The sequence below is a fragment of the Pseudomonas sp. R25(2017) genome (genome assembly GCF_002112565.1).
In the GTDB taxonomy this organism is placed as follows: Bacteria; Pseudomonadota; Gammaproteobacteria; order Pseudomonadales; family Pseudomonadaceae; genus Aquipseudomonas; species Aquipseudomonas ekonensis.
Window position 1 is genome coordinate 63,270 of sequence record NZ_NEHZ01000021.1, and the last position, 21,899, is coordinate 85,168.

The 21,899-nt window shown below is 66.7% G+C and carries 27 protein-coding genes; 15 read left to right on the forward strand and 12 right to left on the reverse strand.

Annotated features, from left to right (window positions below; translation table 11 throughout):
- The first annotated feature begins 15 nt into the window (after window positions 1-15).
- Window positions 16-900 (forward strand): sugar nucleotide-binding protein, encoded by an 885-nt coding sequence (locus tag CAG31_RS24015; RefSeq protein ID WP_085585855.1) that lies wholly within the window; start codon window positions 16-18, stop codon window positions 898-900.
- Complete coding sequence (locus CAG31_RS24020) at window positions 893-1,822, forward strand: NAD-dependent epimerase/dehydratase family protein (protein WP_085585857.1); 930 nt, start codon at window positions 893-895, stop codon at window positions 1,820-1,822. Before CAG31_RS24015 ends, CAG31_RS24020 begins: the two co-directional genes overlap by 8 nt.
- 244 nt (window positions 1,823-2,066) lie before the next feature.
- Here CAG31_RS24020 and CAG31_RS24025 read toward each other — a convergent pair whose 3' ends face one another.
- From CAG31_RS24025 to CAG31_RS28780, 8 genes are all read right to left on the reverse strand, one after another.
- Window positions 2,067-2,765 (reverse strand): OmpW family protein, encoded by a 699-nt coding sequence (locus CAG31_RS24025; RefSeq protein WP_085585859.1) that lies wholly within the window; start codon window positions 2,763-2,765, stop codon window positions 2,067-2,069.
- A 213-nt stretch (window positions 2,766-2,978) separates the two neighbouring features.
- Complete coding sequence (locus CAG31_RS24030) at window positions 2,979-3,497, reverse strand: DUF3299 domain-containing protein (RefSeq protein ID WP_085585861.1); 519 nt, start codon at window positions 3,495-3,497, stop codon at window positions 2,979-2,981.
- Window positions 3,498-3,508: 11 nt separating this feature from the next.
- A complete protein-coding gene (locus tag CAG31_RS24035) occupies window positions 3,509-4,774 on the reverse strand; it encodes an FtsX-like permease family protein (RefSeq protein WP_085585863.1) in 1,266 nt (421 codons plus the stop codon).
- 1 nt (window position 4,775) lies between these two features.
- Complete coding sequence (locus CAG31_RS24040; protein WP_085585865.1) at window positions 4,776-5,486, reverse strand: ABC transporter ATP-binding protein; 711 nt, start codon at window positions 5,484-5,486, stop codon at window positions 4,776-4,778.
- A gap of 29 nt (window positions 5,487-5,515) precedes the next feature.
- Window positions 5,516-6,109, reverse strand: a complete 594-nt coding sequence (locus tag CAG31_RS24045) for a DUF2796 domain-containing protein (protein ID WP_085585867.1) — start codon at window positions 6,107-6,109, stop codon at window positions 5,516-5,518.
- A 157-nt stretch (window positions 6,110-6,266) separates the two neighbouring features.
- Window positions 6,267-6,833, reverse strand: coding sequence for a hypothetical protein (locus CAG31_RS24050; protein WP_085585872.1), 567 nt, complete (start codon window positions 6,831-6,833; stop codon window positions 6,267-6,269).
- The gene (locus tag CAG31_RS24055) at window positions 6,830-7,780 is read right to left on the reverse strand and encodes a CHAP domain-containing protein (RefSeq protein ID WP_085585873.1); all 951 of its coding nucleotides are present in this window, start codon (window positions 7,778-7,780) and stop codon (window positions 6,830-6,832) included. Before CAG31_RS24055 ends, CAG31_RS24050 begins: the two co-directional genes overlap by 4 nt.
- A complete protein-coding gene (locus CAG31_RS28780; protein WP_256575572.1) occupies window positions 7,777-8,358 on the reverse strand; it encodes a PAAR domain-containing protein in 582 nt (193 codons plus the stop codon). The genes CAG31_RS24055 and CAG31_RS28780 overlap by 4 nt, the downstream gene beginning before the upstream one ends.
- Window positions 8,359-8,492: 134 nt before the next feature.
- Between CAG31_RS28780 and CAG31_RS24070 the strand changes: the two genes are divergently transcribed.
- Complete coding sequence (locus CAG31_RS24070) at window positions 8,493-8,846, forward strand: hypothetical protein (RefSeq protein WP_085585874.1); 354 nt, start codon at window positions 8,493-8,495, stop codon at window positions 8,844-8,846.
- A gap of 4 nt (window positions 8,847-8,850) precedes the next feature.
- Here the strand turns inward: CAG31_RS24070 and trxA are convergent, their stop codons facing one another.
- The 3 genes from trxA to CAG31_RS24085 all read right to left on the reverse strand — a co-directional run bounded on the left by trxA (window position 8,851) and on the right by CAG31_RS24085 (window position 10,906).
- The gene (gene trxA, locus CAG31_RS24075) at window positions 8,851-9,723 is read right to left on the reverse strand and encodes a thioredoxin (RefSeq protein WP_085585876.1); all 873 of its coding nucleotides are present in this window, start codon (window positions 9,721-9,723) and stop codon (window positions 8,851-8,853) included.
- 68 nt (window positions 9,724-9,791) lie between these two features.
- Entirely contained in the window at window positions 9,792-10,445 is a 654-nt protein-coding gene (locus CAG31_RS24080; RefSeq protein WP_085585878.1) for a methyltransferase, read from the reverse strand.
- Window positions 10,442-10,906 (reverse strand): YbaY family lipoprotein, encoded by a 465-nt coding sequence (locus CAG31_RS24085; RefSeq protein ID WP_085585880.1) that lies wholly within the window; start codon window positions 10,904-10,906, stop codon window positions 10,442-10,444. Before CAG31_RS24085 ends, CAG31_RS24080 begins: the two co-directional genes overlap by 4 nt.
- Window positions 10,907-11,034: 128 nt before the next feature.
- Between CAG31_RS24085 and nrdR the strand changes: the two genes are divergently transcribed.
- The 12 genes from nrdR (at window position 11,035) to CAG31_RS24145 (ending at window position 19,760) form a co-directional block, all read left to right on the forward strand.
- Window positions 11,035-11,499, forward strand: a complete 465-nt coding sequence (gene nrdR, locus CAG31_RS24090) for a transcriptional regulator NrdR (protein WP_007906838.1) — start codon at window positions 11,035-11,037, stop codon at window positions 11,497-11,499.
- On the forward strand, window positions 11,496-12,626 hold the full coding sequence (ribD, locus tag CAG31_RS24095; protein ID WP_085585882.1) for a bifunctional diaminohydroxyphosphoribosylaminopyrimidine deaminase/5-amino-6-(5-phosphoribosylamino)uracil reductase RibD: 1,131 nt from the start codon (window positions 11,496-11,498) through the stop codon (window positions 12,624-12,626). Before nrdR ends, ribD begins: the two co-directional genes overlap by 4 nt.
- 47 nt (window positions 12,627-12,673) lie before the next feature.
- Window positions 12,674-13,339 carry a riboflavin synthase gene (locus tag CAG31_RS24100; protein ID WP_085585884.1) on the forward strand — a complete coding sequence of 222 codons (666 nt, stop codon included), beginning with the start codon at window positions 12,674-12,676 and terminating at the stop codon, window positions 13,337-13,339.
- A gap of 31 nt (window positions 13,340-13,370) precedes the next feature.
- Window positions 13,371-14,462, forward strand: a complete 1,092-nt coding sequence (ribBA, locus tag CAG31_RS24105) for a bifunctional 3,4-dihydroxy-2-butanone-4-phosphate synthase/GTP cyclohydrolase II (protein ID WP_085585886.1) — start codon at window positions 13,371-13,373, stop codon at window positions 14,460-14,462.
- 91 nt (window positions 14,463-14,553) lie between these two features.
- Window positions 14,554-15,030, forward strand: coding sequence for a 6,7-dimethyl-8-ribityllumazine synthase (ribE, locus tag CAG31_RS24110; protein ID WP_003228649.1), 477 nt, complete (start codon window positions 14,554-14,556; stop codon window positions 15,028-15,030).
- The gene (gene nusB, locus CAG31_RS24115; RefSeq protein WP_085585888.1) at window positions 15,027-15,527 is read left to right on the forward strand and encodes a transcription antitermination factor NusB; all 501 of its coding nucleotides are present in this window, start codon (window positions 15,027-15,029) and stop codon (window positions 15,525-15,527) included. The genes ribE and nusB overlap by 4 nt, the downstream gene beginning before the upstream one ends.
- A 17-nt stretch (window positions 15,528-15,544) precedes the next feature.
- A complete protein-coding gene (thiL, locus tag CAG31_RS24120) occupies window positions 15,545-16,510 on the forward strand; it encodes a thiamine-phosphate kinase (RefSeq protein ID WP_085585890.1) in 966 nt (321 codons plus the stop codon).
- Window positions 16,507-17,010: a phosphatidylglycerophosphatase A gene (locus CAG31_RS24125; RefSeq protein ID WP_085585892.1), complete on the forward strand. Its 504-nt coding sequence runs from the start codon at window positions 16,507-16,509 to the stop codon at window positions 17,008-17,010. Before thiL ends, CAG31_RS24125 begins: the two co-directional genes overlap by 4 nt.
- A 28-nt stretch (window positions 17,011-17,038) precedes the next feature.
- Window positions 17,039-17,785: an ABC transporter substrate-binding protein gene (locus CAG31_RS24130; protein ID WP_085585894.1), complete on the forward strand. Its 747-nt coding sequence runs from the start codon at window positions 17,039-17,041 to the stop codon at window positions 17,783-17,785.
- A 141-nt stretch (window positions 17,786-17,926) separates the two neighbouring features.
- A complete protein-coding gene (ribA, locus tag CAG31_RS24135) occupies window positions 17,927-18,544 on the forward strand; it encodes a GTP cyclohydrolase II (protein WP_085585896.1) in 618 nt (205 codons plus the stop codon).
- Window positions 18,541-18,960 carry an MFS transporter gene (locus tag CAG31_RS24140; protein WP_085585898.1) on the forward strand — a complete coding sequence of 140 codons (420 nt, stop codon included), beginning with the start codon at window positions 18,541-18,543 and terminating at the stop codon, window positions 18,958-18,960. Before ribA ends, CAG31_RS24140 begins: the two co-directional genes overlap by 4 nt.
- Window positions 18,960-19,760: a cobalamin-binding protein gene (locus CAG31_RS24145; protein ID WP_085585900.1), complete on the forward strand. Its 801-nt coding sequence runs from the start codon at window positions 18,960-18,962 to the stop codon at window positions 19,758-19,760. Before CAG31_RS24140 ends, CAG31_RS24145 begins: the two co-directional genes overlap by 1 nt.
- A gap of 154 nt (window positions 19,761-19,914) precedes the next feature.
- Here the strand turns inward: CAG31_RS24145 and CAG31_RS24150 are convergent, their stop codons facing one another.
- Window positions 19,915-21,798 carry a TonB-dependent receptor domain-containing protein gene (locus tag CAG31_RS24150; protein WP_085585902.1) on the reverse strand — a complete coding sequence of 628 codons (1,884 nt, stop codon included), beginning with the start codon at window positions 21,796-21,798 and terminating at the stop codon, window positions 19,915-19,917.
- Between the last annotated feature and the right edge of the window lie 101 nt (window positions 21,799-21,899).

A 21,899-nucleotide genomic window follows, 5' to 3' on the forward strand; every position in this document is an offset into this window, starting at 1 on the left:
GGGCCTGCTGACTCTATGCGAATGCGCCTTATGTTACTGGGCGGCGGAAATGCCCTTGGGCAGGCGCTGATTCGCCTCGGTGCAGAGGAAGACATCGGTTTCCTCGCCCCCCGCCCGCCCGAAGACGGCTGGGATGCCGCGAGCCTGACCCAACTGCTCGACGACACCCGTCCCGACGCGTTGATCAACCTCGCCTACTATTTCGACTGGTTCCAGGCCGAGGCCGTCAGCGAAAGCCGCCTGGCCGGGCAGGAACGCGCCATCGAGCGTCTGGCCGAACTGTGCCAGCACCACAACATCATCCTGTTGCAGCCCTCCAGCTACCGGGTGTTCGACGGCTCCCGCGCCACCGCTTACAGCGAAAAGGACGAACCGGTGCCGCTGGGCCTGCGCGGCCAGGCCCTGTGGCGCATCGAACAGAGCGTGCGTGCCACTTGCCCGCAGCATGTGCTGCTGCGCTTCGGCTGGCTGCTGGACGACAGCCCAGAGGGCACGTTGGGCCGTTTCCTCGCTCGCGCCGAACAGCCGGACGAACTGCTCCTGGCCGATGACCGCCGGGGCAATCCGACTCCGGTGGACGACGCGGCACGGGTGATCATTTCGGTGCTCAAGCAACTCGATTGCGCGGCGCCGTTGTGGGGCACGTACCATTACGCCGGCCAGGAGGCGACCACGCCGCTGGCGCTGGGCCAGGCGATCCTGACCGAAGCGCGCGGCCTGCATCCGCTGGCCGTCGAGGCGCCGACCGCCCAGGCCCACGCCGCGCGTCCCGACGCCGCCGAAGAGCCGCAGCACGCGGTGCTGGCCTGCAAGAAAATTCTGCACACCTTCGGGATCAAGCCGCGCGCCTGGCGCGCCGCGCTCCCGGGCTTACTGGATAGGTTTTACCGTCATGGCTGAAGGCCCTGTTTTAATCACCGGCGGCGCCGGTTTCATCGGCTCGCACCTGGTCGACGCACTGCTCGCCAAGGGCCGTTCGGTGCGGGTGCTCGACGACCTGTCCACCGGCAAGCGCAGCAACCTGCCGCTGGACAACCCCAAGGTCGAACTGGTGGTCGGCGATGTCGCCGACGCGGCGCTGGTCGCCACGGCGATGCAGGGCTGCAGCGCGGTCGCCCACCTGGCCGCTGTGGCCTCGGTGCAGGCGTCGGTAGACGACCCGGTGAAGACCCACCAGAGCAACTTCATCGGCACCCTCAACGTCTGCGAGGCCATGCGTGTGGCCGGCGTCAAACGTGTGCTGTTCGCCTCCAGCGCGGCGGTGTACGGCAACAACGGCGAAGGCCAGGCGATCGACGAAGACACCCCCAAGGCCCCGCTGACGCCCTATGCGTCGGACAAGCTGGCGGGCGAGCATTACTTTGATTTCTACCGGCGCCAGCACGGCCTGGAACCGGTGATCTTCCGTTTCTTCAACATCTTCGGACCGCGCCAGGATCCGTCCTCGCCGTACTCCGGCGTGATCAGCATCTTCAGCGAGCGGGCGCAGAAGGGCCTGCCGATCACCGTGTTCGGCGACGGCGAGCAGACCCGCGATTTCCTCTACGTCGAGGATCTGGTCGATGTGCTGGTGCAGGCCATCGAGAAGCCCGAAGCGCAGCCGGGTGCGGTGAACGTCGGCTGGAACCGCGCGACCAACCTCAAGCAGATGCTGGCCGAGCTGGAAAAGGTCGTCGGGCAACTGCCGACCGTGAGCTACGGCCCGGCCCGCTCCGGCGACATCCGCCACTCGCGGGCCGACAACCGGCGTTTGCTGGAGCGCTTCGAACTGCCGGCGCAGACGCCGATGAGCGTCGGCCTGGCGCGGCTGTTGGGCCGCTAAGCCGCCACAAACAAAAAAGGCGCCTTTGCAGGCGCCTTTTTTGCGGGCGGGGTATCGCGGTGAAGCCCGATGCGATCCCTGTGGGGAGGGAGCTCGCTCCCGCTCGACTGCGCAGCAGTCGCAGATCCAGTCAACGCGGTTTTTCTGAAGCACCGCTTCTGTCCGGTCCGGGGCCGCTTTCGCAGCCCGGCGGGAACGAGTCCCCTCGCCGCATTAGCCCTCATCCACCACCACGTGAACGTTCTTAGAACTTGTAGCCCAGACCGACCATGTACACAAACGGATCGACGTCCACGTTCACCCGTGCGCGGGTGCCCGGAGCCACGGCGTTGTTCTCCACGGTGGCGCGGGTGTCGATGTCGATGTAGCGCACCTGGGCGTTGAGCATGATGTTGTCGGTCAGCATGTAGTCGGCGCCCACCTGCCAGGCCAGGCCCCAGGAGTTCTTCGCCTTGAAGTTGCTGAAGCCGTTGGACTGGGCCTGGCTGCCGACGTGTTCGTCGTAGATCCAGGTGTAGTTGATGCCGCCGCCGATGTACGGCTGGAAGGCCGATTTCGAGTCCAGCGGGTAGTAGACCAGGCTCAGGGTCGGCGGCAGGTGCTTGAGGGTGCCGAGCTTGCCGTTGGCGGCGGCCAGGCCCGTGCCCTTGAGCTTCACGTCATGTTCGAACGGGGTCGCGGCGAGCAGCTCGACGCCCAGGTTCGGCGTGATCATGTAGGCGAAGTTCAGGCCCAGCTGAGTGTCGCTGCTCATGGTCGCCTTGCCGCCCAGGTTGGCGCCGCTCAACGGACCCTGGTCGACCTTGACGCTGGAGCTGTCGGCCTTCGGGTTGACGGTGATCGCGCCGGCGCGAACGATGATGTCGCCGGCTTCGTGGGCATGGGCGAGCGGGGCTGCGAGCGCAAATGCAAACAGCGAGGCGCTGAGCAAGGACTTGTTCATGGGGGCTCCAAAAGGACGTTGAAAAGGTTCGATGTCCAAATGGTACGGAGCCGTCTGATACGGTCTTTTGATTCAGCTCAATGAAACAGTGATCGTCGTTTTTTCTGCGGAACTTCGCCGGCCCCCGCTTGGATTTGTGCCTGAACACCGATCCCTGTGGGAGCCAGCCTGCTGGCGATGGCGAGCGCCCAGGCCCCGCCGCAGCCGGCGGATTCACTCCGGCAGTTCATAGACATAGATCTTGTCCGCCGCCATCTGATACCCGGCATCGGCCAGTTCGCTGGTGGACGGCTTGACCTGCAGCGGCCCCTCGACCCAGTAGGGCTGGTACAGCTCGTCGAGCTTCACGCCCAGCTCGCTCTTCACGTGCACGATCTGGTTCGACGGCGGTGGCGGCACGTGGATGCAGGCGCCGAAGTACGGCACCAGCAGGAAGTCCGTGGTGCGGCCTTCCTCGCTGACCTCCAGCGGCACGATGTAGCCCGGCAGGCGCACGTTCTGCCCGTCGAGGCTCTGCACCACCGGGGCGTTGGGCATGTCCTGCTTGGCCGCCGGGGCGGACTCGGCGGACAGCGCGTCGCCCATCTTCGACAGGTCGTGCAGCGGCGTCATGTTCGGCGTCTCCGCCGGCGCGTCCGGCGGGATCATCTCCGACCAGGTCAGGTCTTTCGGCGCGGCCGCCCACACGGGCAGGGCCATCAGCAACAGCAGCGCGAGCGCGGCGCGGGGCATGGGGGACATCCTCATAGTCGGATCGACAGGCCATCGGCCAGGGATTGGCGGTAGGCGCGCCAGGCCGGCACGCTGCCCATCAGCAGCGCGGCCGCCAGAATGCCACCGAGCAGCGTCCATTCATACTCGCTCGGCCAGGCCAGCGGCAGGTACAGCCCGTAGTTGGCCTGCACGTAACCTTGCGCCACGGCGATGCCGGCGTACAGCAAGGCCAGCCCGGCCACTGTCCCGGCCAGCGCCAGGACAAAGGCTTCCAGCACCAGCAAGCTTGCGATGTGCCAGGGCCGTGCGCCCACCGAACGCAGGATCGCCATCTCCCGGCGGCGTTCGTTGAGGCTGGTGAGGATCGCCGTGAGCATGCCGATCAACCCGGTCAGCACGACGAACAGCGACACCACGAACAGGGCCTTTTCGGCGGTGCCCATCAGGCTCCACAGCTCCTGGAGGGCCACGCCGGGCAGGATCGCCAGCAGCGGTTCGCCGCGGAATTCGTTGATCTCCCGTTGCAGGGCGAACGTGGAGATCTTGCTGTTGAGGCCGAGCATGAACGCGGTGATCGCCTGGGGCGTCAGGTCCATGTTGCGCGCCTGGTCGGCGCTGATCCGCCCGTTGCCCCGGGCCGGCACGCCGTTGTGCCAGTCGATGTGAATCGCCTCCATGCCGCCCAGGCTGATGTGCAGCGTGCGGTCCACCGGCGTGCCGGTGCGCTGGAGGATGCCGACCACCGTGAACGGCTTGTCGTCGTGCTTGACCAGGCTGATCGCCGCCACGCCGTGGGCCAGCACCAGTTTGTCGCCGAGCTTGTAGTGCAGCGCCTCGGCCACTTCGGCGCCGAGCACCACTTCGAACGGATCGGTGGCGAAGGCACGGCCGTCGGCCAGGGCCAGGTGCTGCTGGCGGCCGTAAAGGTAATGCTCGAAGTAGGCGCCGGTGGTGCCCATCACCCGGTAGCCCCGGTGGGAGTCGCCGAGGGACATGGGGATCGCCCATTTCACTTTCGGGTCGTTGGCGAAGCGCTCGAAGCTGTCCCAGCGGATGTTGTTGGTGGCGTTGCCGATGCGGAACACCGAGTACAGCAGCAGGTTCACCGAGCCCGAGCGGGCGCCGACGATCAGGTCGGTGCCGCTGATGGTGCTGGCGAAACTGGCCTTGGCCTCGGTGCGCACCCGTTCCACCGCCAGCAGCAGGCAGACGGAGAGGGCGATCGCGAACGCGGTCAGCAGGGCGGTGAAGCGGCGGTTGGCGAGGCTGGCCATGGCCAGGCGGAACAGATACATCTCAGACCTCGGCGGACGTGGCGGCGCGATTGAGTTCGGCCAGGGACAGGTGACGGTCGAACAGCGGGGCCAGGCTCTGGTCGTGGCTGACGAACAGCAGGCTCGATCCGGCGTCGCGGCATTCGGCGAACAGCAGGCGGAGGAAGTTTTCCCGGGCATCGTGATCCAGCGCCGAGGTGGGTTCGTCGGCGATCACCAGTTCCGGCTGACCGATCAAGGCCCGTGCCGCCGCCACCCGTTGCTGTTGGCCGATGGACAGCGAGTCGGCGCGGCGGCCAAGGATGCCTTTATCGTTCAGGCCCAGGTGGGCGAGCAGGGTGGCGGCGGCCTGGTCGACGCTGCCGTGGCGTTGCTTGGCCCGCTGCGCCCGCAGCTTCGAGAAGTGGCAGGGCAGCTCGACGTTCTCGCGCACCGACAGGAACGGCAGCAGGTTGAACTGCTGGAAGATATAGCCGGTGTGATCGACCCGGAAGCGGTCGCGGGCGCCGGCGCCGAGGTCGGTCAGTTCCTGGCCGAGCAGGCGGATGCTGCCGCGGCCGGGCTTCTGCACCCCGCCGAGCAGGCCGAGCAGGGTGGTCTTGCCGCTGCCGCTGGGACCTTTGAGGAACAAGGTCTCGCCGGCCTCCAGACGGAACGCCGGGATGTCCAGCAGCGGCGGGTGGCCGGGCCAGCTGAAGCCCAGGTCCGACAGTTCGATGAGTGCTTGGGTCATGGTGCCGATCCCACAGGGTTTGGGTGGGTTCAGAACTTCAGGGCCGCGGCCTTGGCCGTCACTTCGGTGCCTTGCTGACCGCTTGGGCCGATCAGTTGCACCTGGATTTTCTGGGTGGCCGGGAAGCTGCTGAACACCTTCGAAAGGTCCAGTGCCTTCAGCGCACCCGGCGTCGCGCAGCTGAACTGGTAGTGAGCGTGGATCTCGCTGTGGTCGTGGTGATGCTCGTGGCCGTCCTTGTCGGCTTCCTCGTCATGGTCGTCGTCGGCGTCGGGCTTGTCGCCGAACAGCGGGCTTTCCAGTTCCTGGCGGGTGACCTTGCAGCCGGCGGCGGCCGGCAGGCTGAACAGCGCCAGCGGTTGCTCGAGCTGCGCGCGGGCGGCGGCGACCTTGGCCTTGTCGGCTTCGCTGGTGGCGGCATGTTCGAAGCCGACCAGGTTCATCGCCGGGCTTTCCAGTTCCAGCTCCAGGGTCTGGCCGTCGAGCGCCGCGTTCAGGCGGCCGACGCCATGCTCGTGGGCACCGAGGCTGCCGTGTTCGTGGTCATGGTCGTGCTCGTCGGCGGCCTGGGCGACGGCCAGCGGCAACAGGGCAAACGGCAAAGCGAGCAGCAGACGGCGCATGGCGGTCTCCGGAAAGTAAAGTGAAGAGTTTGTTATGTAATCTTATAACGAAAGTGCGGAGAGTTTGCCCGCCCGCCCCGCATTGCGCAAGACATGAGCGCACGTTGCCCCCGCCAGGTCGCGGGCAACGCTCAGGTGTTCGAAGGCGTCCGGACGGTCAGAACCCGTTGCCCGGATAGTCGAACCAGTAACGGCCCGACAGCACCTGACGGATGAAGCCGGGCTCCAGCACGTCCGGCGCATCGCGGTTGAAGCGCTGGCGCCAGGCCGGCAGCCACCAGTAATCGACGGCCGTGCCGCGTGGGTGCACCACCAGCGTCAGCACCTCCCGGTCGATGCTGGCCTGTTCGTACAGCTGGTGGCTGCGATCCATGAATCCCAGGTACTGGCTGATCGGCAGCCGGAACATCAGCGCGGTGGCGTAGACCTTCTCGCTCTGGCTGAACGCCGGGTTCTGCAGGATCTGCACGGCCTCGCAGGCATAGGCTTGGGGTTGATCGGCGATCACGCGGCCCTGGGGCGTGGAGAGCACGTCGAAGCGGTTGTCGAGTTCGCGCCAGTCCACCCGGCCGTTGCGCTCGAAGTAGCCGTGGACGAAGGCGCTCAGGGGCCCCGGCGCGCCGTCGCCGGGCGGGCAGGCCGTCAGGTCGGCGGGCGACCAGGACCGCCAGGCCGCGATCAGCGCCAGCGCAAGCACCGGGAAAATCCAGAAGAGTCGTTTCATTGGGGTGTGCTGTGCTTGTACCGTCGGAAAATGGTGAAGTCATGGTCGCTGTCGATGCCGTTGCCGGCGATCTGCCGGAAGCCGGCGTCGTTGACTTCGACCCTCTCCCAGCCGGCGGAAATGCACACGCCCTGTGCCAGGATAAAGCCGACGTGACCGCTCGCGTTGGAATAATTGACAGCATACGCGCCGATGTCGCCGGGTAAAGCCGAACGCTCCACCTTCCAGTTGTTGAGCAGCCGGGTGTCGTCGGCCCACTCGCCGGCCAGCGGCGGGCTGAGGTTCTTGACGCCCGGCAAGTACTTCGATTTGCCGTGCTCGATCAGTGCCACGTTGACCCCGATGGAGGTCAGCACGTCGTACACGAACAGGTTGCATTTGTTGGTGCCGGCCGCGAACTCCACGCTCTGCTTGAGCGTCGGGTGCTCCAGCGACCTTTTGCTCGTTTTGCCGGCCCATGCCGTGGAGCCCCGGTGCTGTAGGGCCGCGAGCAGTATCCGGCGCGGCATGTCCTGGATCATCACCTTGACGGTGCGGGTCTGGTTCTTGCGCTTGACCCCGTATTCCACCTCATAGAAAACATCGTTCGTGACGGCGCCGGTGGTGGACAAGGGCACCCTGACCCAGGGCGACACGGCCACCATCGTCAGGCGTGTGCCCGGGGTCAGCGTGGCGGTGTTGAGCGCCTTCTGCGCGCCGGAAGTCCCGACGACCCGCAGGCTGACTTCATGGCTGTCGCGGGTCTTGATGGTCTTGGTCTTTCCCGTGTCCTTGATGGTGACGAGGGTCTGCACCTTGTCCGGCTGCAGCAGATACGTCTGGTCGGGGCCGTCCGCTTGGGTGATCGCGTCGTCGATGACGTTGCCGTCGATCAGCAGCTGAAACTTCACGCCCCGGGGCGCCTGCATCAGGAAGTCCTTAAAGACCAGTCTGATTTCCGATTTCATGACGCCTCCTGATCCAGCGGCTCTTCGTAGACATAGAACGACCACTCGGCGTCTTCGCCGACCAGCAGGGTGTCGTAGTCTTCGGGGTTCTCCACGGCGTGTTCGCAGCCTTCGCCGGTGGCTGTGCAGGTGCTGTCTTCGAGAATGGCGGCCTTGTTCTTGTCCTTGAGGCGGTAGGCCAGGCCCGGTTTCTCGGTGTCGTCCTGGCGCTCGACGATCACCTGCAGGTACCGGCGGGAGGCCAGGGCGGCGATGGGCGGGCCCATGTCGATGGGGGCGGGCCGACCGATGCCGGCGTAGCCGCTGTGCTGTTGGGTCAGTACCTTGTTGGCCATGGGCGGGCAGCCGCAGGCGACGTAGTCGCCCTCAAGCGCCGCGGGGCCTGCGGGCAGCATCAGGGTGCGCTCTCCCACCGCGACGATCGGCCCTTGGCCTGCGCTGCAGGCCGGGCAACTGGCGAGCTGCCCGATGGAGGCGATGATCTGCCCTTCGATCCTGAGATTTTCATTGCCTTCGAGCACCACGCCACCGGTAGAGGTGGGGGCTCCCTTGGAGGCCAGTTTCCTGCCTGCGGACATGGGCATCCTTCCCATGGAAAAAACAGAAATATAGACGCTCCCGGAGAATCTGCCCGGAGGCCGCTCATCGTGCGCTTGGCGTTGTGCACCGGCCATGGGAGCATGCCGGCCATACAGATGCGGGAGCGAAGCTTATGTTGCGGATACGCGGAACCGTCGGCGATGTGCCGGTGGACTTGACGCTGGAACTGGATGACGGCGACTGGGCGCGGCTCGGTACGCACTTCGGCGCATCCTTGCAGGCGGCGCCGCAGGCCGCCGCAACGCCTGCGGCGAAACCGTCGAACCAGGACGACGCATTGTGGCAGACCGCGCAGGAGCTGCTGCGCAAGGCCGGGCAGCTCAGCGGGCCGGACCTGCTGGAGCAGCTGGAAGGGCTGACCGGCAGCGCCGCGGCGGGCAAGCGCCTGCTGGTGCGGCTGCGCCACTCGTCGCAGGTGAAGGTGGCGAGCGGCGGGGATACGCCGCTCTACAGCTGGACCGAGTGACCGGTCAGTACAGCGCCGCGAACACCTTGCGCCGGTAGACGGTCACCAGCGGGTGATCGTTGCCCAGCAGTTCGAACACTTGCAGCAGGGTCTTGTGCGGCAGGCCTTCGCCGTAGCTGCGGTTGCGGATGAACAGCTTGAGCAGGGCGTCCAGCGCCGCTTCGTATTGCTGGCGGGCCAGTTGCTGGATCGCCAGTTGGTACACCGCTTCATCGTCCTGCGGGTTCTGCGCAAGGCGCGCCTTGAGCTCGGCGGCGTCCGGCAGGTCCCGGGCCAGGCCGAGGAACTTGATCTGGGCCTTGGCCCCGGCCAGCGCGGCCTTGTGCTCATCGCTCTTGACCGCGTCGAGCACGGTCTGCGCCTCGCCCAGCTCGCCGCGTTCGGTGAGGCAGCGGGCATACAGGATCAGCGCCTTGGCGTTGGTGTTGTCTTCGCCCAGGATCGCGACCAGCGCCGCTTCGGCGTCCGCGAACCGGCCGGCGTCGAACAGCGCCTGGGCCTGTTCGAACGGGTCGGCGGCGGCCGGCGGCGGCATCTGCACATGGGGCTCGAGCATCGCGCGCACGGCGGACTCGGGCTGCGCGCCGGCAAAGCCGTCCACCGGCTGGCCGTCCTTGAACAGCACCACGGTCGGCAGGCTGCGGATGCCGAAGCGGGCGACGATATCCTGCTCGATGTCGCAGTTGACCTTGGCCAGCAGCAGCTCGCCCTGATAGCTCTCGGCGATGCCCTGGAGCATCGGCATCAGCGCCTTGCACGGCGCGCACCATTCGGCCCAGAAATCCACCAGCACCGGTTTGTGGAAAGAGTTCTCGATCACCGACCGGTCGAAATCGGCGGTCGTGGCGTCGAAGATGTAGGGCGTTTGCTCGCTCATGGGGGCTCTCGTGAAAGCGTGGATGGGGCAACTATACGGGGTGGCGGGGTGTGGCCGGAAGCGGTTGGCTAGCGCCGCGCATGGTAAAGGCTGACATGCCGGAACTCTTCCGGTTCGGCCAGATCCGGCAGGGTCATGGCCTCCAGCATCTCGATGCGGGTGTACTGCGGATGGCGGAAGTCGCGCACCCGGGAGTCGGCCACCAAGGCCTCGCGCCCACGGCTGAGGAACGCGTCGAGCAGCGGCAGGTTGGCCCGGTCGTAGAGCACGTCGGCGACCAGGATCAGGTCGAAGCGGTCCGCCTCGGCGAAGAAGTCCGTCGAGTAGCCCATCTCCACGCCGTTGAGGCTTGCGTTGGCCCGGCACGCGGCAATCGCCAACGGGTCGAGGTCGCAGGCCACCACTTCCAGCGCGCCGGCCTTCACGGCGGCGATCCCGGCGATGCCGGAGCCAGCGCCGAAGTCCAGCACCCGCTTGCCCCTGACCCATTCGGGATGTTCGGCCAGGTAACGCGCCACCGCCAGGCCGCTGGCCCAGCAGAAGCTCCAGTATGGCGGCTCGTGGAGGATGCGGCGGGTTTCGTCCGGGGTGAATTCCCGGGCCATGTTGTCGCCGTCGATCAGCCACAGGCGCAGGTCGGTGCCCGGCAGCGGGCAAGCCACCAGCCGGGCGTCGCCGAGCAGTCCGCTCAAGGCCTGCTGCAGGTCGAACGGTGCATTCATGGCGCTTTGACGAACTGCAGCGGGCCCAGTGCCTGGGTGGTCGGCTGGGTGATGGCCTGCGACGGCAGGTGCAGGATCAACTGGCCGGACTGGCTGGCGCGGCCGCGCAGCTCGACCCGGGCGCCGGCGGGGAAGGCGTCGGGGTTGAAGCGCAGGTGGAACGGCAGCGCCCGGTCGTTGCCGATCAGCGTGGCGCTGGCCAGCAGTTGCTGCGGCCGGTCCTTCTCGTCGATCACCAGCAGCGCCAGTTCGACTTCGGCGCCGGCGGGCACGCCTTGCAGGGTGCCGCTCAGCTCGCGCTGGTAGGCCGGCAGCGGGCCGAGGTCGGCGGCTTCCCGGGCCTTTTTCTGCGCCTGCTGCGGCGCAGGGCCCGGTGTCGGCGGCTGGGGCTTGGGCGCATCGCTGCCGCAGGCCACCAGCAGGCCGAAGAGACTGAGCAAAACGAGCGGACGTAACGGCATTGGCGGCTCCGTAAAAGTGAAATCCATGGATCGTCAGATCATGGCAGTCTGTATACCGCAAAGCCTATGGCTTGTCTTGCCACGGGGATGCGCTACCATGGCCCTCCCATTTTTTGTTGCCAGCCACCATGCACTGTCCCTTCTGCGGTGCCAACGACACCAAGGTCATCGACTCGCGTCTGGTCGCCGAGGGCGAGCAGGTGCGCCGCCGGCGTGAATGCCTGGCCTGCGGCGAACGTTTCACGACGTTTGAGACGGCCGAGCTTGTGTTGCCGCGCCTGATCAAAACCGACGGCAGCCGCCAACCCTTCGACGAAGAGAAACTCCGCGCCGGCATGCAGCGTGCGCTGGAGAAACGTCCCGTCAGCGTCGAGCGCCTCGAGTCCTCCCTGGTGCACATCAAGCACAAGCTGCGCGCCACCGGCGAGCGCGAGGTCAAGTCCCTCGTGGTGGGTGAGTTGGTGATGGCCGAACTGAAAAAACTCGACGAAGTCGCCTACATCCGCTTCGCGTCGGTGTACCGCCGCTTCCAGGACCTCAACGAGTTCCGCGAAGAGATCGACCGCCTGGCCCGCGAACCGGTGAAAGAATGACCGCCGCCGAACAGGCCATCCTCGACGCGCACTTCATGGCCCGGGCCCTGGAGCTGGCGCGCAGGGGCCACTACACCACCCACCCGAACCCGCGGGTCGGCTGCGTGGTCGTGCGCGACGGGCAGATCGTCGGCGAAGGCTGGCACGAACGCGCCGGCGAACCCCACGCCGAAGTCCACGCCCTGCGCGCCGCCGGCGAGCAGGCCCGGGGCGCCACCGCCTACGTCACCCTTGAGCCGTGCAGCCACCATGGCCGCACGCCGCCGTGCGCCGACGCGCTGGTCAAGGCCGGCGTCGGGCGGGTGGTGGCGGCGATGCAGGATCCGAATCCGCAGGTCGCAGGCCAGGGCCTGCAACGCCTGGCCGACGCCGGTATCGCCACCGCCAGCGGGGTGCTGGAAGGCGAGGCGCGCAAGCTCAACGAAGGCTTTCTCAAGCGCATGGAGCACGGCTTGCCGTTCGTGCGGGTCAAGCTGGCCATGAGCCTCGACGGCCGCACGGCCATGGCGAGCGGCGAGAGCCAGTGGATCACCGGCCCCGCCGCGCGCTCGGCGGTGCAGCGCCTGCGGGCCCAGGCCAGCGTGGTGCTGACCGGCGCCGACACGGTGCTGGCCGATGGCGCACGCTTGACCGTGCGGGCTGACGAATTGGGGCTGGATGCGGCGCAGACCGCGCTGGCCATGAGCCGGCCGCCGCTGCGGGTGCTGGTCGACGGCCGCCTGCGGGTGCCGCTGGATGCGCCGTTCTTCAAGGCCGGTCCCGCGCTGGTCGCCACCTGCGCGGCTGTGGAAGAGCAGCACGTCGACGGCCCCGAATGCCTGCACGTGCCGGGCGATGACGGCCAGGTCGACCTGCGCCGGCTGCTGGCCGAACTGGCCGGCCGCGGCGTCAACGAAGTGCTGGTCGAAGCCGGGCCGCGCCTGGCCGGTGCCTTTGCGCAGCAGAGGCTGGTCGACGAGTTCGTGATCTTCATCGCCGGCAAGTTCTTGGGCTCCGCGGCGCGTCCGCTGCTCGACTGGCCGCTGGCGTATATGAAGGACGCGCCGGAACTGAAAATCAGCGAAATCCGCGCGGTGGGCGATGACTGGCGAGTCACCGCAATCCCTCTGCCTGCCGCGAGCGTATAATTCCCGGCCATCGCGTTAGCGCAGGCGCCGTTCTCAAGGAGAACCCCATGTTCACCGGCATCATCGAATCCATCGGCAGCATCCGTGCACTGATCCCCAAGGGCGGTGACGTGCGGGTGCATGTCGAAACCGGCAAGCTCGACCTGAGCGACGTCAAGCTGGGCGACAGCATCGCGGTCAACGGCGTTTGCCTGACGGCGGTCGAACTGCCGGGCAACGGCTTCGCCGCCGACGTCAGCCGCGAAACCCTCGACTGCACCGCCATGAATGACCTCAAGAGCGGCAGCCCGGTCAACCTGGAAAAGGCCCTGACCCCGACCACCCGCCTGGGCGGGCACCTGGTCAGCGGCCACGTCGACGGCGTCGGCGAGGTGGTGTCGCGCAGCGACAACGCCCGCGCCGTGGAATTTCGCATCCGCGCGCCGAAGGAACTGGCCAAGTACATCGCCCACAAGGGCTCGATCACCGTCGACGGCACCAGCCTGACGGTGAACGCGGTCGACGGCGCCGAGTTCCTGCTGACGATCATTCCGCACACCCTGAGCGAAACCATCATGGCGTCCTACAAGCCGGGCCGCCGGGTGAACCTGGAGGTCGACCTGCTGGCGCGCTACCTGGAGCGCCTGCTGCTGGGCGACAAGGCCGCCGAGCCGAGCGCCGGCGGCACCATCACCGAAAGCTTCCTGGCCGCCAACGGCTATCTCAAATCCTGAAACTCAATTTCTGAAAGAATGGGGGTGCCTTGTGGCGCTCAATAGCATCGAAGAGCTGGTTGAAGACATCCGCCAAGGCAAGATGGTCATCCTCATGGATGACGAAGACCGCGAGAACGAAGGCGACCTGATCATGGCCGCCGAATGCTGCAAGGCCGAGCACATCAACTTCATGGCCAAGCATGCCCGCGGCCTGATCTGCATGCCGATGACCCGCGAGCGCTGCGAGACCCTGAAGCTGCCGCTGATGGCGCCGCGCAACGGTTCCGGGTTCGGCACCAAGTTCACCGTGTCGATCGAGGCCGCCGAAGGCGTGACCACCGGCATCTCCGCCGCCGACCGCGCCCGCACCGTACAGGCCGCGGCCGCTAAGGACGCCAAGGCCGAAGACATCGTCAGCCCCGGCCATATCTTCCCGCTGATGGCCCAGGCCGGCGGCACCCTGGCCCGCGCCGGCCACACCGAAGCGGCCTGCGACCTGGCGCGCATGGCCGGTTTCGAGCCGAGCGGGGTGATCTGCGAAGTGATGAACGACGACGGCACCATGTCCCGCCGCGCGGAACTGGAAACCTTCGCTGCCGAACACAACATCAAGATCGGCACCATCGCCGACCTGATCCACTACCGGATGATCCACGAACGTACCGTTCAGCGGATCGCCGAGCAGCCGCTGGACAGCGAACTGGGCCAGTTCAACCTGGTCACCTACCGTGATTCGGTCGAAGGCGACGTGCACATGGCCCTGACCCTGGGCAACGTCTGCGCCGAAGAGCCGACCCTGGTGCGCGTGCACAACATGGATCCGCTGCGCGACCTGCTGATGGTCAAGCAACCGGGCCGCTGGAGCCTGCGCGCCGCCATGGCCGCCGTGGCCGAGGCCGGCAGCGGCGTGGTGCTGCTGCTCGGTCACCCGCTCGACGGCGACGTGCTGCTGGCGCACATCCGCGAGACCGGCGATCAGGCGGCGGCGAAAAAACCGACCACCTACAGCATCGTCGGCGCCGGTTCGCAGATCCTGCGCGACCTGGGCGTGCGCAAGATGCGTCTGATGAGCGCGCCGATGAAGTTCAACGCGATATCCGGTTTCGATCTGGAAGTTGTAGAATACGTGCCCTCCGAATGATGACCGGTTGTTTCCGGCCCTTGATTCGCGGTTCAAATATCCCTGAGGGGCGCGTAACAGACGCGTCCCGGCTCTTTAAGAGATCTGACGAATGACCCTGAAGACCATCGAAGGTACTTTCATCGCTCCAAAAGGCCGCTACGCTTTGGTAGTGGGCCGTTTCAACAGCTTCGTGGTTGAAAGCCTGGTCAGCGGCGCAGTCGATGCCCTGGTTCGCCACGGCGTGAGCGAAAGCGACATCACCATCATCCGCGCACCGGGCGCCTTCGAAATTCCGCTGGTCGCGCAGAAAGTCGCCCAGAAAGGCGAATTCGCAGCGATCATCGCGCTGGGCGCGGTCATTCGTGGCGGCACCCCGCACTTCGAATACGTGGCCGGCGAATGCACCAAGGGCCTGGCCCAGGTCTCCATGGAGTTCGGCGTACCGGTCGCCTTCGGCGTGCTGACCGTCGATTCCATCGAGCAAGCCATCGAACGTTCCGGCACCAAGGCCGGCAACAAAGGTGCCGAAGCTGCCCTGTCCGCCCTGGAAATGGTCAGCCTGCTGGCGCAGTTGGAGGCCAAGTGATTAGCGACGACAGCGATCGTTTCAACCCGCGCGATCCCAAACCAGCGAACGCCGGCAAGCCCTCGAAGAGCGCCAAGCGACGCGAAGCCCGTCAGCTCGCGACGCAGGCGCTGTACCAGTGGCACATGGCCCGGGCTTCGTTGAACGAGATCGAGGCACAGTTTCGGGTCGACAACGATTTCACCGATGTCGACGGCGCGTATTTCCGCGAGATCCTGCACGGGGTTCCGGCCAACCGCACCGAGATCGACAACGCGCTCACGCCTTGCCTGGACCTGGCCATCGAAGAGCTGGATCCGGTCGAGCTGGCGGTGCTGCGCCTGTCCACCTGGGAGCTGCTCAAGCGCGTCGACGTGCCTTACCGCGTGGTGATCAACGAAGGCATCGAACTGGCGAAGGTCTTCGGTTCGACCGACGGTCACAAGTTCGTCAACGGCGTGCTGGACAAACTGGCCCCGCGCCTGCGTGAAGCTGAAGTGAAGGCGTTCAAGCGCTGACCGGCGCTTGAGACCTCATGGGCGAGTTTGAGCTGATCCGCAACTTCTTCGCCGCCGCGCCCTGTGCGCAGGGCGGCGAGGGCGTTGCCCTGGGGATCGGCGACGACTGCGCCTTGCTGGCGGTTCCTTCCGGGGAACAGCTGGCGGTTTCCACCGATACGCTGGTGGCCGGCGTGCATTTCGCCGACCCCTGCGATCCGTTCCTGCTCGGTCAGCGTTCGCTGGCCGTGGCGGTCAGCGACCTCGCTGCCATGGGTGCCACGCCCGTTGCCTTTACCCTTGCCCTGACCCTGCCTTCGGTGACCGCCGACTGGCTGCAGGCCTATGCCCGCGGCTTGAGCCAGATGGCCCAGGGCTGCGGCGTGGCGCTGGTGGGCGGGGACACCACCCGTGGGCCGCTGAGCCTGACCATGACCGTGTTCGGCCGCGTGCCGGCGGGCCAGGCCCTGACCCGCAGCGGCGCGCGCCCAGGCGACCTGCTGTGCGTCGGCGGCGAGCTGGGCAATGCCGCCGGTGCCTTGCCGCTGGTGCTGGGGCAGCGCGAGGCGGCGGCCGATATCGCAGGACCGCTGCTGGCGCACTACTGGTCGCCGCAGCCGCAACTGGCCTTGGGCCAGGCGCTGCGCGGCAAGGCCACGGCGGCGCTGGACATCTCCGACGGCTTGCTCGCCGACTGCGGGCACATCGCCCTGGCGTCGAACGTGCGGCTGGAGGTGGAGCGCGAGCGGGTGCCACTGTCGGACGCACTGGTGGCGTTCCTCGGCCAACCGGGCGCCGAGCGTGCGGCCCTGAGCGGCGGCGACGACTACGTGCTGGCCTTCACCTTGCCGTCCGTCGAATTGCCGGCGCTGCTGGCCGACGGGTGGCCGGTGCATGTGATCGGCCGCGTGGCGCAGGGGCAGGGCGTGGCGCTGCTCGACCGCGACGGACGCGACATCACCCCGCAGATCCGGGGTTATCAACATTTTCAGGAGTCACCGTGACAGATCACCCGAAACAGGTTCCGGCCGAATGCGTTCCGCCGTCGGTCTGGCGCAATCCGTGGCATTTCCTGGCCTTCGGATTCGGTTCCGGCACCTTGCCCAAGGCGCCGGGCACCTGGGGCTCGCTGGTTGCGCTACCCTTTATTCCGTTGTGGCAGATGTTGCCCGACTGGGGTTACTGGCTGATGCTGGGCATCACCATGCTGTTCGGCTTCTGGCTGTGCGGCAAGGTGGCCGACGACCTGCGGGTGCATGACCACGAAGGCATCGTCTGGGACGAGATGGTCGGGATGTGGATCACCCTGTGGCTGGTGCCGGAAGGCTGGTACTGGCTGCTGGCCGGGTTTGTGGTGTTCCGCTTCTTCGACATACTCAAGCCGTGGCCGATCCGCTGGGTGGACCGGCATGTGCACGGCGGCGTCGGGATCATGCTCGACGACGTACTGGCCGGCGTGTTCGCTTGGCTTGCGATGCAGGGACTGGTGTGGATTTTCGCCTGAGCGCTCAGGCGTGCACGGGGGACTAAGGATGGCTCGACGCTGGTTGGCGCTGTTGGTTGTTGTCTGGCTCGGTTTCGGGGGCGCTTGCCTGGCCCGGGCCGAGGATGCACCGCCCGCGGTCATTCACCTGGCCAGCGAGGAATGGGAAGACTACACCGCCGCCGACGGCCACGGTCTGGCCTGGGACGTGCTGCGGCTGGTGTTCGAGCAGGCCGGCGTGACGCTGGACATCCGCACCGTGCCGTACACCCGTTCGGTGGGGCTGGTGCAGCTCAAGGAGGTCGACGCCCTGGTCGGCTCCTACCGCGATGAAGCCGAGCAGGTGCTGTACCCGCGCTGGAACTTCGACTCCGACCACATCTACGCCCTGGGGCTGGCAAGCAATCCGGCGCCGACCCAGGCCTCCCTGGGCAAGTACCGCCTGGCCTGGGTGCGGGGCTACCGCTACGAGAACTACCTGCCCAACATCAAGCGCTACAACCAGATCGAGCGGCGCACGGGGATCTTGTCGATGCTCAAGCAGGGGCGGGTGGATTTCTACATCGATGCGTTGACCGAGATCGAAGCGGTGCTCAAGGACGCCGACGATCCGGCGCAGTACCGCTATTCGCATCTGGCGGAGCTGCCGCTGTACCTGGGGTTCGCCGACACACCCCAGGGCCGCGCCCTGATGGCGCTGTATGACCGGCGCATGGAGCAGTTGGTCAAGACGGGCGAGCTCAAGGCGGTCTTCGAGCGCTGGAAACAGCCGTATCCGTTCGATCCGAACGGCTGACGTGCCCGCCCTCGCCATGACCATCCTCGCATCAAACTTTTTGATGAATATGGCCGACAATTCAGCCTAAGCGTCTGTCGGAACCTGCTGTTACAATGCCGCCCAGCGAATCTTCAGACTTTTCAGATCAGGAGCACACCGGTGCCTGTCGTTTTTGTCGCCGCTTCCAAGCTGCCAACGCCTTTTGCGCAATTCACCATGCACGGTTTTCTCGATGAAGCCACCGGCCGCGAGCACGTCGTGCTGAGCCTGGGCGAGATCGCGGACGGTGCCCCGGTGCTGGGCCGGCTGCATTCCGAATGCCTGACCGGCGATGCCTTGTTCAGCCAGCGCTGCGACTGCGGTTCGCAACTGGAAGCCGCCCTGCGCGCCATCGCCCGCGAAGGCCGTGGCGTGCTGCTGTACCTGCGCCAGGAAGGCCGCGGCATCGGCCTCTTGAACAAGATCCGCGCCTACGAACTGCAGGACGGCGGCGCCGACACCGTCGAGGCCAACGAGCGCCTTGGCTTCGCCGCCGACCAGCGCGACTACGCCATGTGCCTGCCGATGCTGGAGCACCTGGGCGTCAAGTCGCTGCGCCTGATGACCAACAACCCGCGCAAGGTCAAGGCGCTGACCGACATGGGCATCGTCGTCGCCGAGCGCGTGCCGCTGCACACCGGGCACAACCCGCACAACAAACTATACCTGGCGACCAAGGCCAGCAAGCTCGACCACATGATGGGCAACGAGCACCAGGGCGAGGTCGACCGGGCGTGACCCGCGGTCAGGTGCGTCGCCGCCTGTCGGTGGCCTGGTGGAAATACCTGGCGCTGGCGCTGCTGCCGCTGTTCGTGATCAACGGCGTGTTCGGCCAGGGCGAGGCGGTCTTGCCGGTGCTGGCGATGCCGCTGTTCATCGCCGGCGTGGCGTCGATGTTCGTCAGCCTGAAGTTCTTCGGCCGCTACAAGCATGCGTTGATCGCCACCCAGAAATCCCTCGACACCCCCGAAGAGCCCGGCGCGTGGATCGCCTTGGCGGCCCGTCGCCGTACGGCGTTCCTGGCGGCGGCGTTGCCGACCTGGATCGGCGCGCTGGCGGTGTTCGTCGGCCTCGAAGCCGTGCCGCTGATGCTGCTGGCGCTGTCCACGGCCGTGCTGTTCTACCTCTACCGCATTCCGCGTCAGCTCGGTTGATGCGGCGCCTCTGGCTGGCGGTTCTGCTGCTGGCCGCCAGCGGCGGGGCCCTGGCCGACCTGCGGGTGGTCAGCCTCGCGCCTTCCCTGTCGGAAATCGTCGTTGAACTGGATTCGGCCGACCTGCTGGTGGGCGTGCTGGATGCCGGCGAGCGGCCGGACGCGCTCAAGCAAGTGCCTTCGGTGGGGCGCTACGGGCAGCTCGACATGGAGCGCTTGCTCAGCCTCCAGCCCGATTTGCTGCTGCTCTGGCCCGGCAGCGTCGGCCCGGCCCAGCGCGAGCAGCTCAAGCGGCTGAACATCCCGACCTTCGTGGCCGAACCCCACAGCCTTGACCAACTGCTCGAACAGATCGATGCCATCGCCCGGCGGCTTGGCCGGCCGGAGCGCGGGACAGAACGGGCGGCGGCATTGCGCAAAGACCTTGAAGCGCTCCGCACGCGCTATCGCCGGGAAAGCCCTCTGCGGGTGTTCTACCAGGTCTGGGACAAGCCGCTGTACACCGTCGGCGGCGGGCAGATCATCAGCGATGCGCTGGCGGTGTGCGGTGCCCGCAACGTGTTCGCCGACCTGAGTTTGCCGGCGCCGCAGGTCAGCGTCGAGGCGGTGCTGCAGCGCGATCCCGAAGTGATCCTGGCCGGCGAGCAGACGCAGCTCGATGCCTGGAAAGCCTGGCCGCAGGTGGCGGCGGTGCGTCAGGGGCAATTGCTGCGGGTGAGCGACAAGGGCCTTGAGCGGCCGAGCGGGCAGATGATCGAAGCGACCGCCAAGCTCTGTCGGTTGATTGCGCCCGGGCGTTGAGGTTTTTGCGTAGCGGTGCCCTGGGTGGAGCCATCGCCAGCAGGCGGGCTCCCACAGGGGATCTCGGTTGTACGCAGAATCTGCGGTCACCGCGAAAACGGTGGGAGCCAGCCTGCTGGCGATAGCGGCAGTCAAAACCCCGCCGCAGTTCCGCTCAGAGCTGCGGCGTCCAGGTCACTGCGAACATCCACGCCCGGCCTTCCTCGCGGTAGCCGTACTGGCTGCTGCCGTGGCTGTACAGCACCCGGCTGTAGTCCTTGTCCAGCAGGTTGTCGACCTTGAGGTCCAGCTTGATCTCCCGGCTCAGCGCCCAGCTGCTGCGCAGCCCGAGCAGGCCATAGCCGCCCAGGGCATGCTGGTTGTTCAGGTCGTCGTAGCTGCCGCTGACCGCCTGCCAGGTGGCGCCGAGGCCGAGCCGGTCGAATTGCCGGTCCAGGTCCCAGCTCAGCGTGCGGCGGGCGCGGCGGGCCAGGGTGTGGCCGCTGTCGCGGTCGCGCGGGTCGATGACCGCCACGCCGAGGTTGCTCTGCCAGCCGTACAGTTCCTGTTTCAGCGCCGCTTCGAAGCCGTTGATCCGCGCCGAGGCGACGTTCTGCGGCCGTGAGTTGCTGCCGGAAATGATCGCGTCCTCAAGGTCGGTGCGGTACAGCGACGCTTCGAGGCGGCTGCTGTCGCTCAACTGGCTGCGCCATTGCAGCTCGTAGCTTTTCGAGGTTTCCGGTTTCAGGTCCGGGTTGCTGAAGCCCGGGTAGTACAGGTCGTTGAAGGTCGGGGCGCGGAAGCCTTCGCTGTAGCTCAGCAACAGGTCGTTGTCCGGGTTCACCGGCACGGTGAGGGTGCCGCTCCAGCTGTTCTGGCCGCCGAACTGCTGGTTCTGGTCGCGGCGCAGGCCCAGTTCGGTGGAGAAGCTGTCGGCCTGGTAGCGGTGCTGGATGAAGGCGGCGCGGTTCCAGCGGCTGTCCTCGTCGAACGAGGTGCTGCTGTTGACCCGGTCTTCGTACCAGTCGCCGCCCAGGATCAGGCTGTTGCGGGCGTCGAGTGTCAGGTCGTTCTGCCAGTTCACCGAATCGCGGTAGGTGTTGAACACCGAGCGTTCGTCGCTGAGCTTGTCGAGGGTCTTGTCGCGGTTTTCGCTGTGGCCCAGCTCCAGGCGGGACTTCCAGCGCTCATTGAGCCGCGCGTCCACGTAACCGCTGAAACTGCTGACGGCGAAGTCGCTGTAGGGCTGCTGCTGATAGCTGGTGTCTGTCTGGAAGTCGTAGCGGCCGAACGGGCTGTCGAATCCGTTCTTGCCGCGGTTGTCCAGCAGGTTGGCGCCCACTTCGACGTCGTCGCTCAGGGCGTGGCTCAGGCTCAGGCTGAGGGACTGGTTGCGGTAGGCGTCGTGGTCGCTGTCGCTTGAGTACGACTCATGGGTGCGGTCGATGCCGGCAGTCTCGTCCAGGCTCGCGCCGAGGTTGAAGCGGGTTTTCTCATCGCCGCCGGACAGGCCGAGGCTGCGCTCCCAGGTCTGATTGCTGCCGAAACCGACATGCATCCGCGGCTGCAAGCCTGGCTCGGCGCCGCGCCGGGTGAAGATCTGGATCACCCCGCCGATCGCATCGCTGCCGTAGATCACCGAGCGGGAGCCGCGCAGCACTTCCACCCGCTCGATCTGTTCGATGTTCAGGTGCTGCAGGTTGCTGTCACCGGAGGTGGCGTTGCCGATGCGCTGGCCGTCCACCAGCACCAGGCTCTGGGCCGATTGGGTGCCGCGGATGTAGATCCCCGGCTGGCTGCCGCGCCCGCCTGACTGCGTAACCTGCACGCCCGGCACCCGTTGCAGCAGGTCGGTGACGCTCTGCGGCTGCAGGCGCTCGATGTCGTCGCGGGTGAACACGGTGTTGGCGGCGCTGCTGTCGTTGCGCGCCTCGACCTGGCGGTTGGCGCTGATCAGCATGTCCGGCAGCTTCAGGGCTTCGTCGCGTTCGAAGGCGTCGGCGAATGCCGGGCTGGCGGGGAGCAGGAGGAGGGGCAGGGCGAGGCGCGAAAACTTCATGGGCAGTCCATTGGAGACAACATTTATGACACCGCAAAACACTGTGGGAGCGGGCTTGCCCGCGAAGGCGTCGGCACATTCAACGCAGATGTTGGATGTGC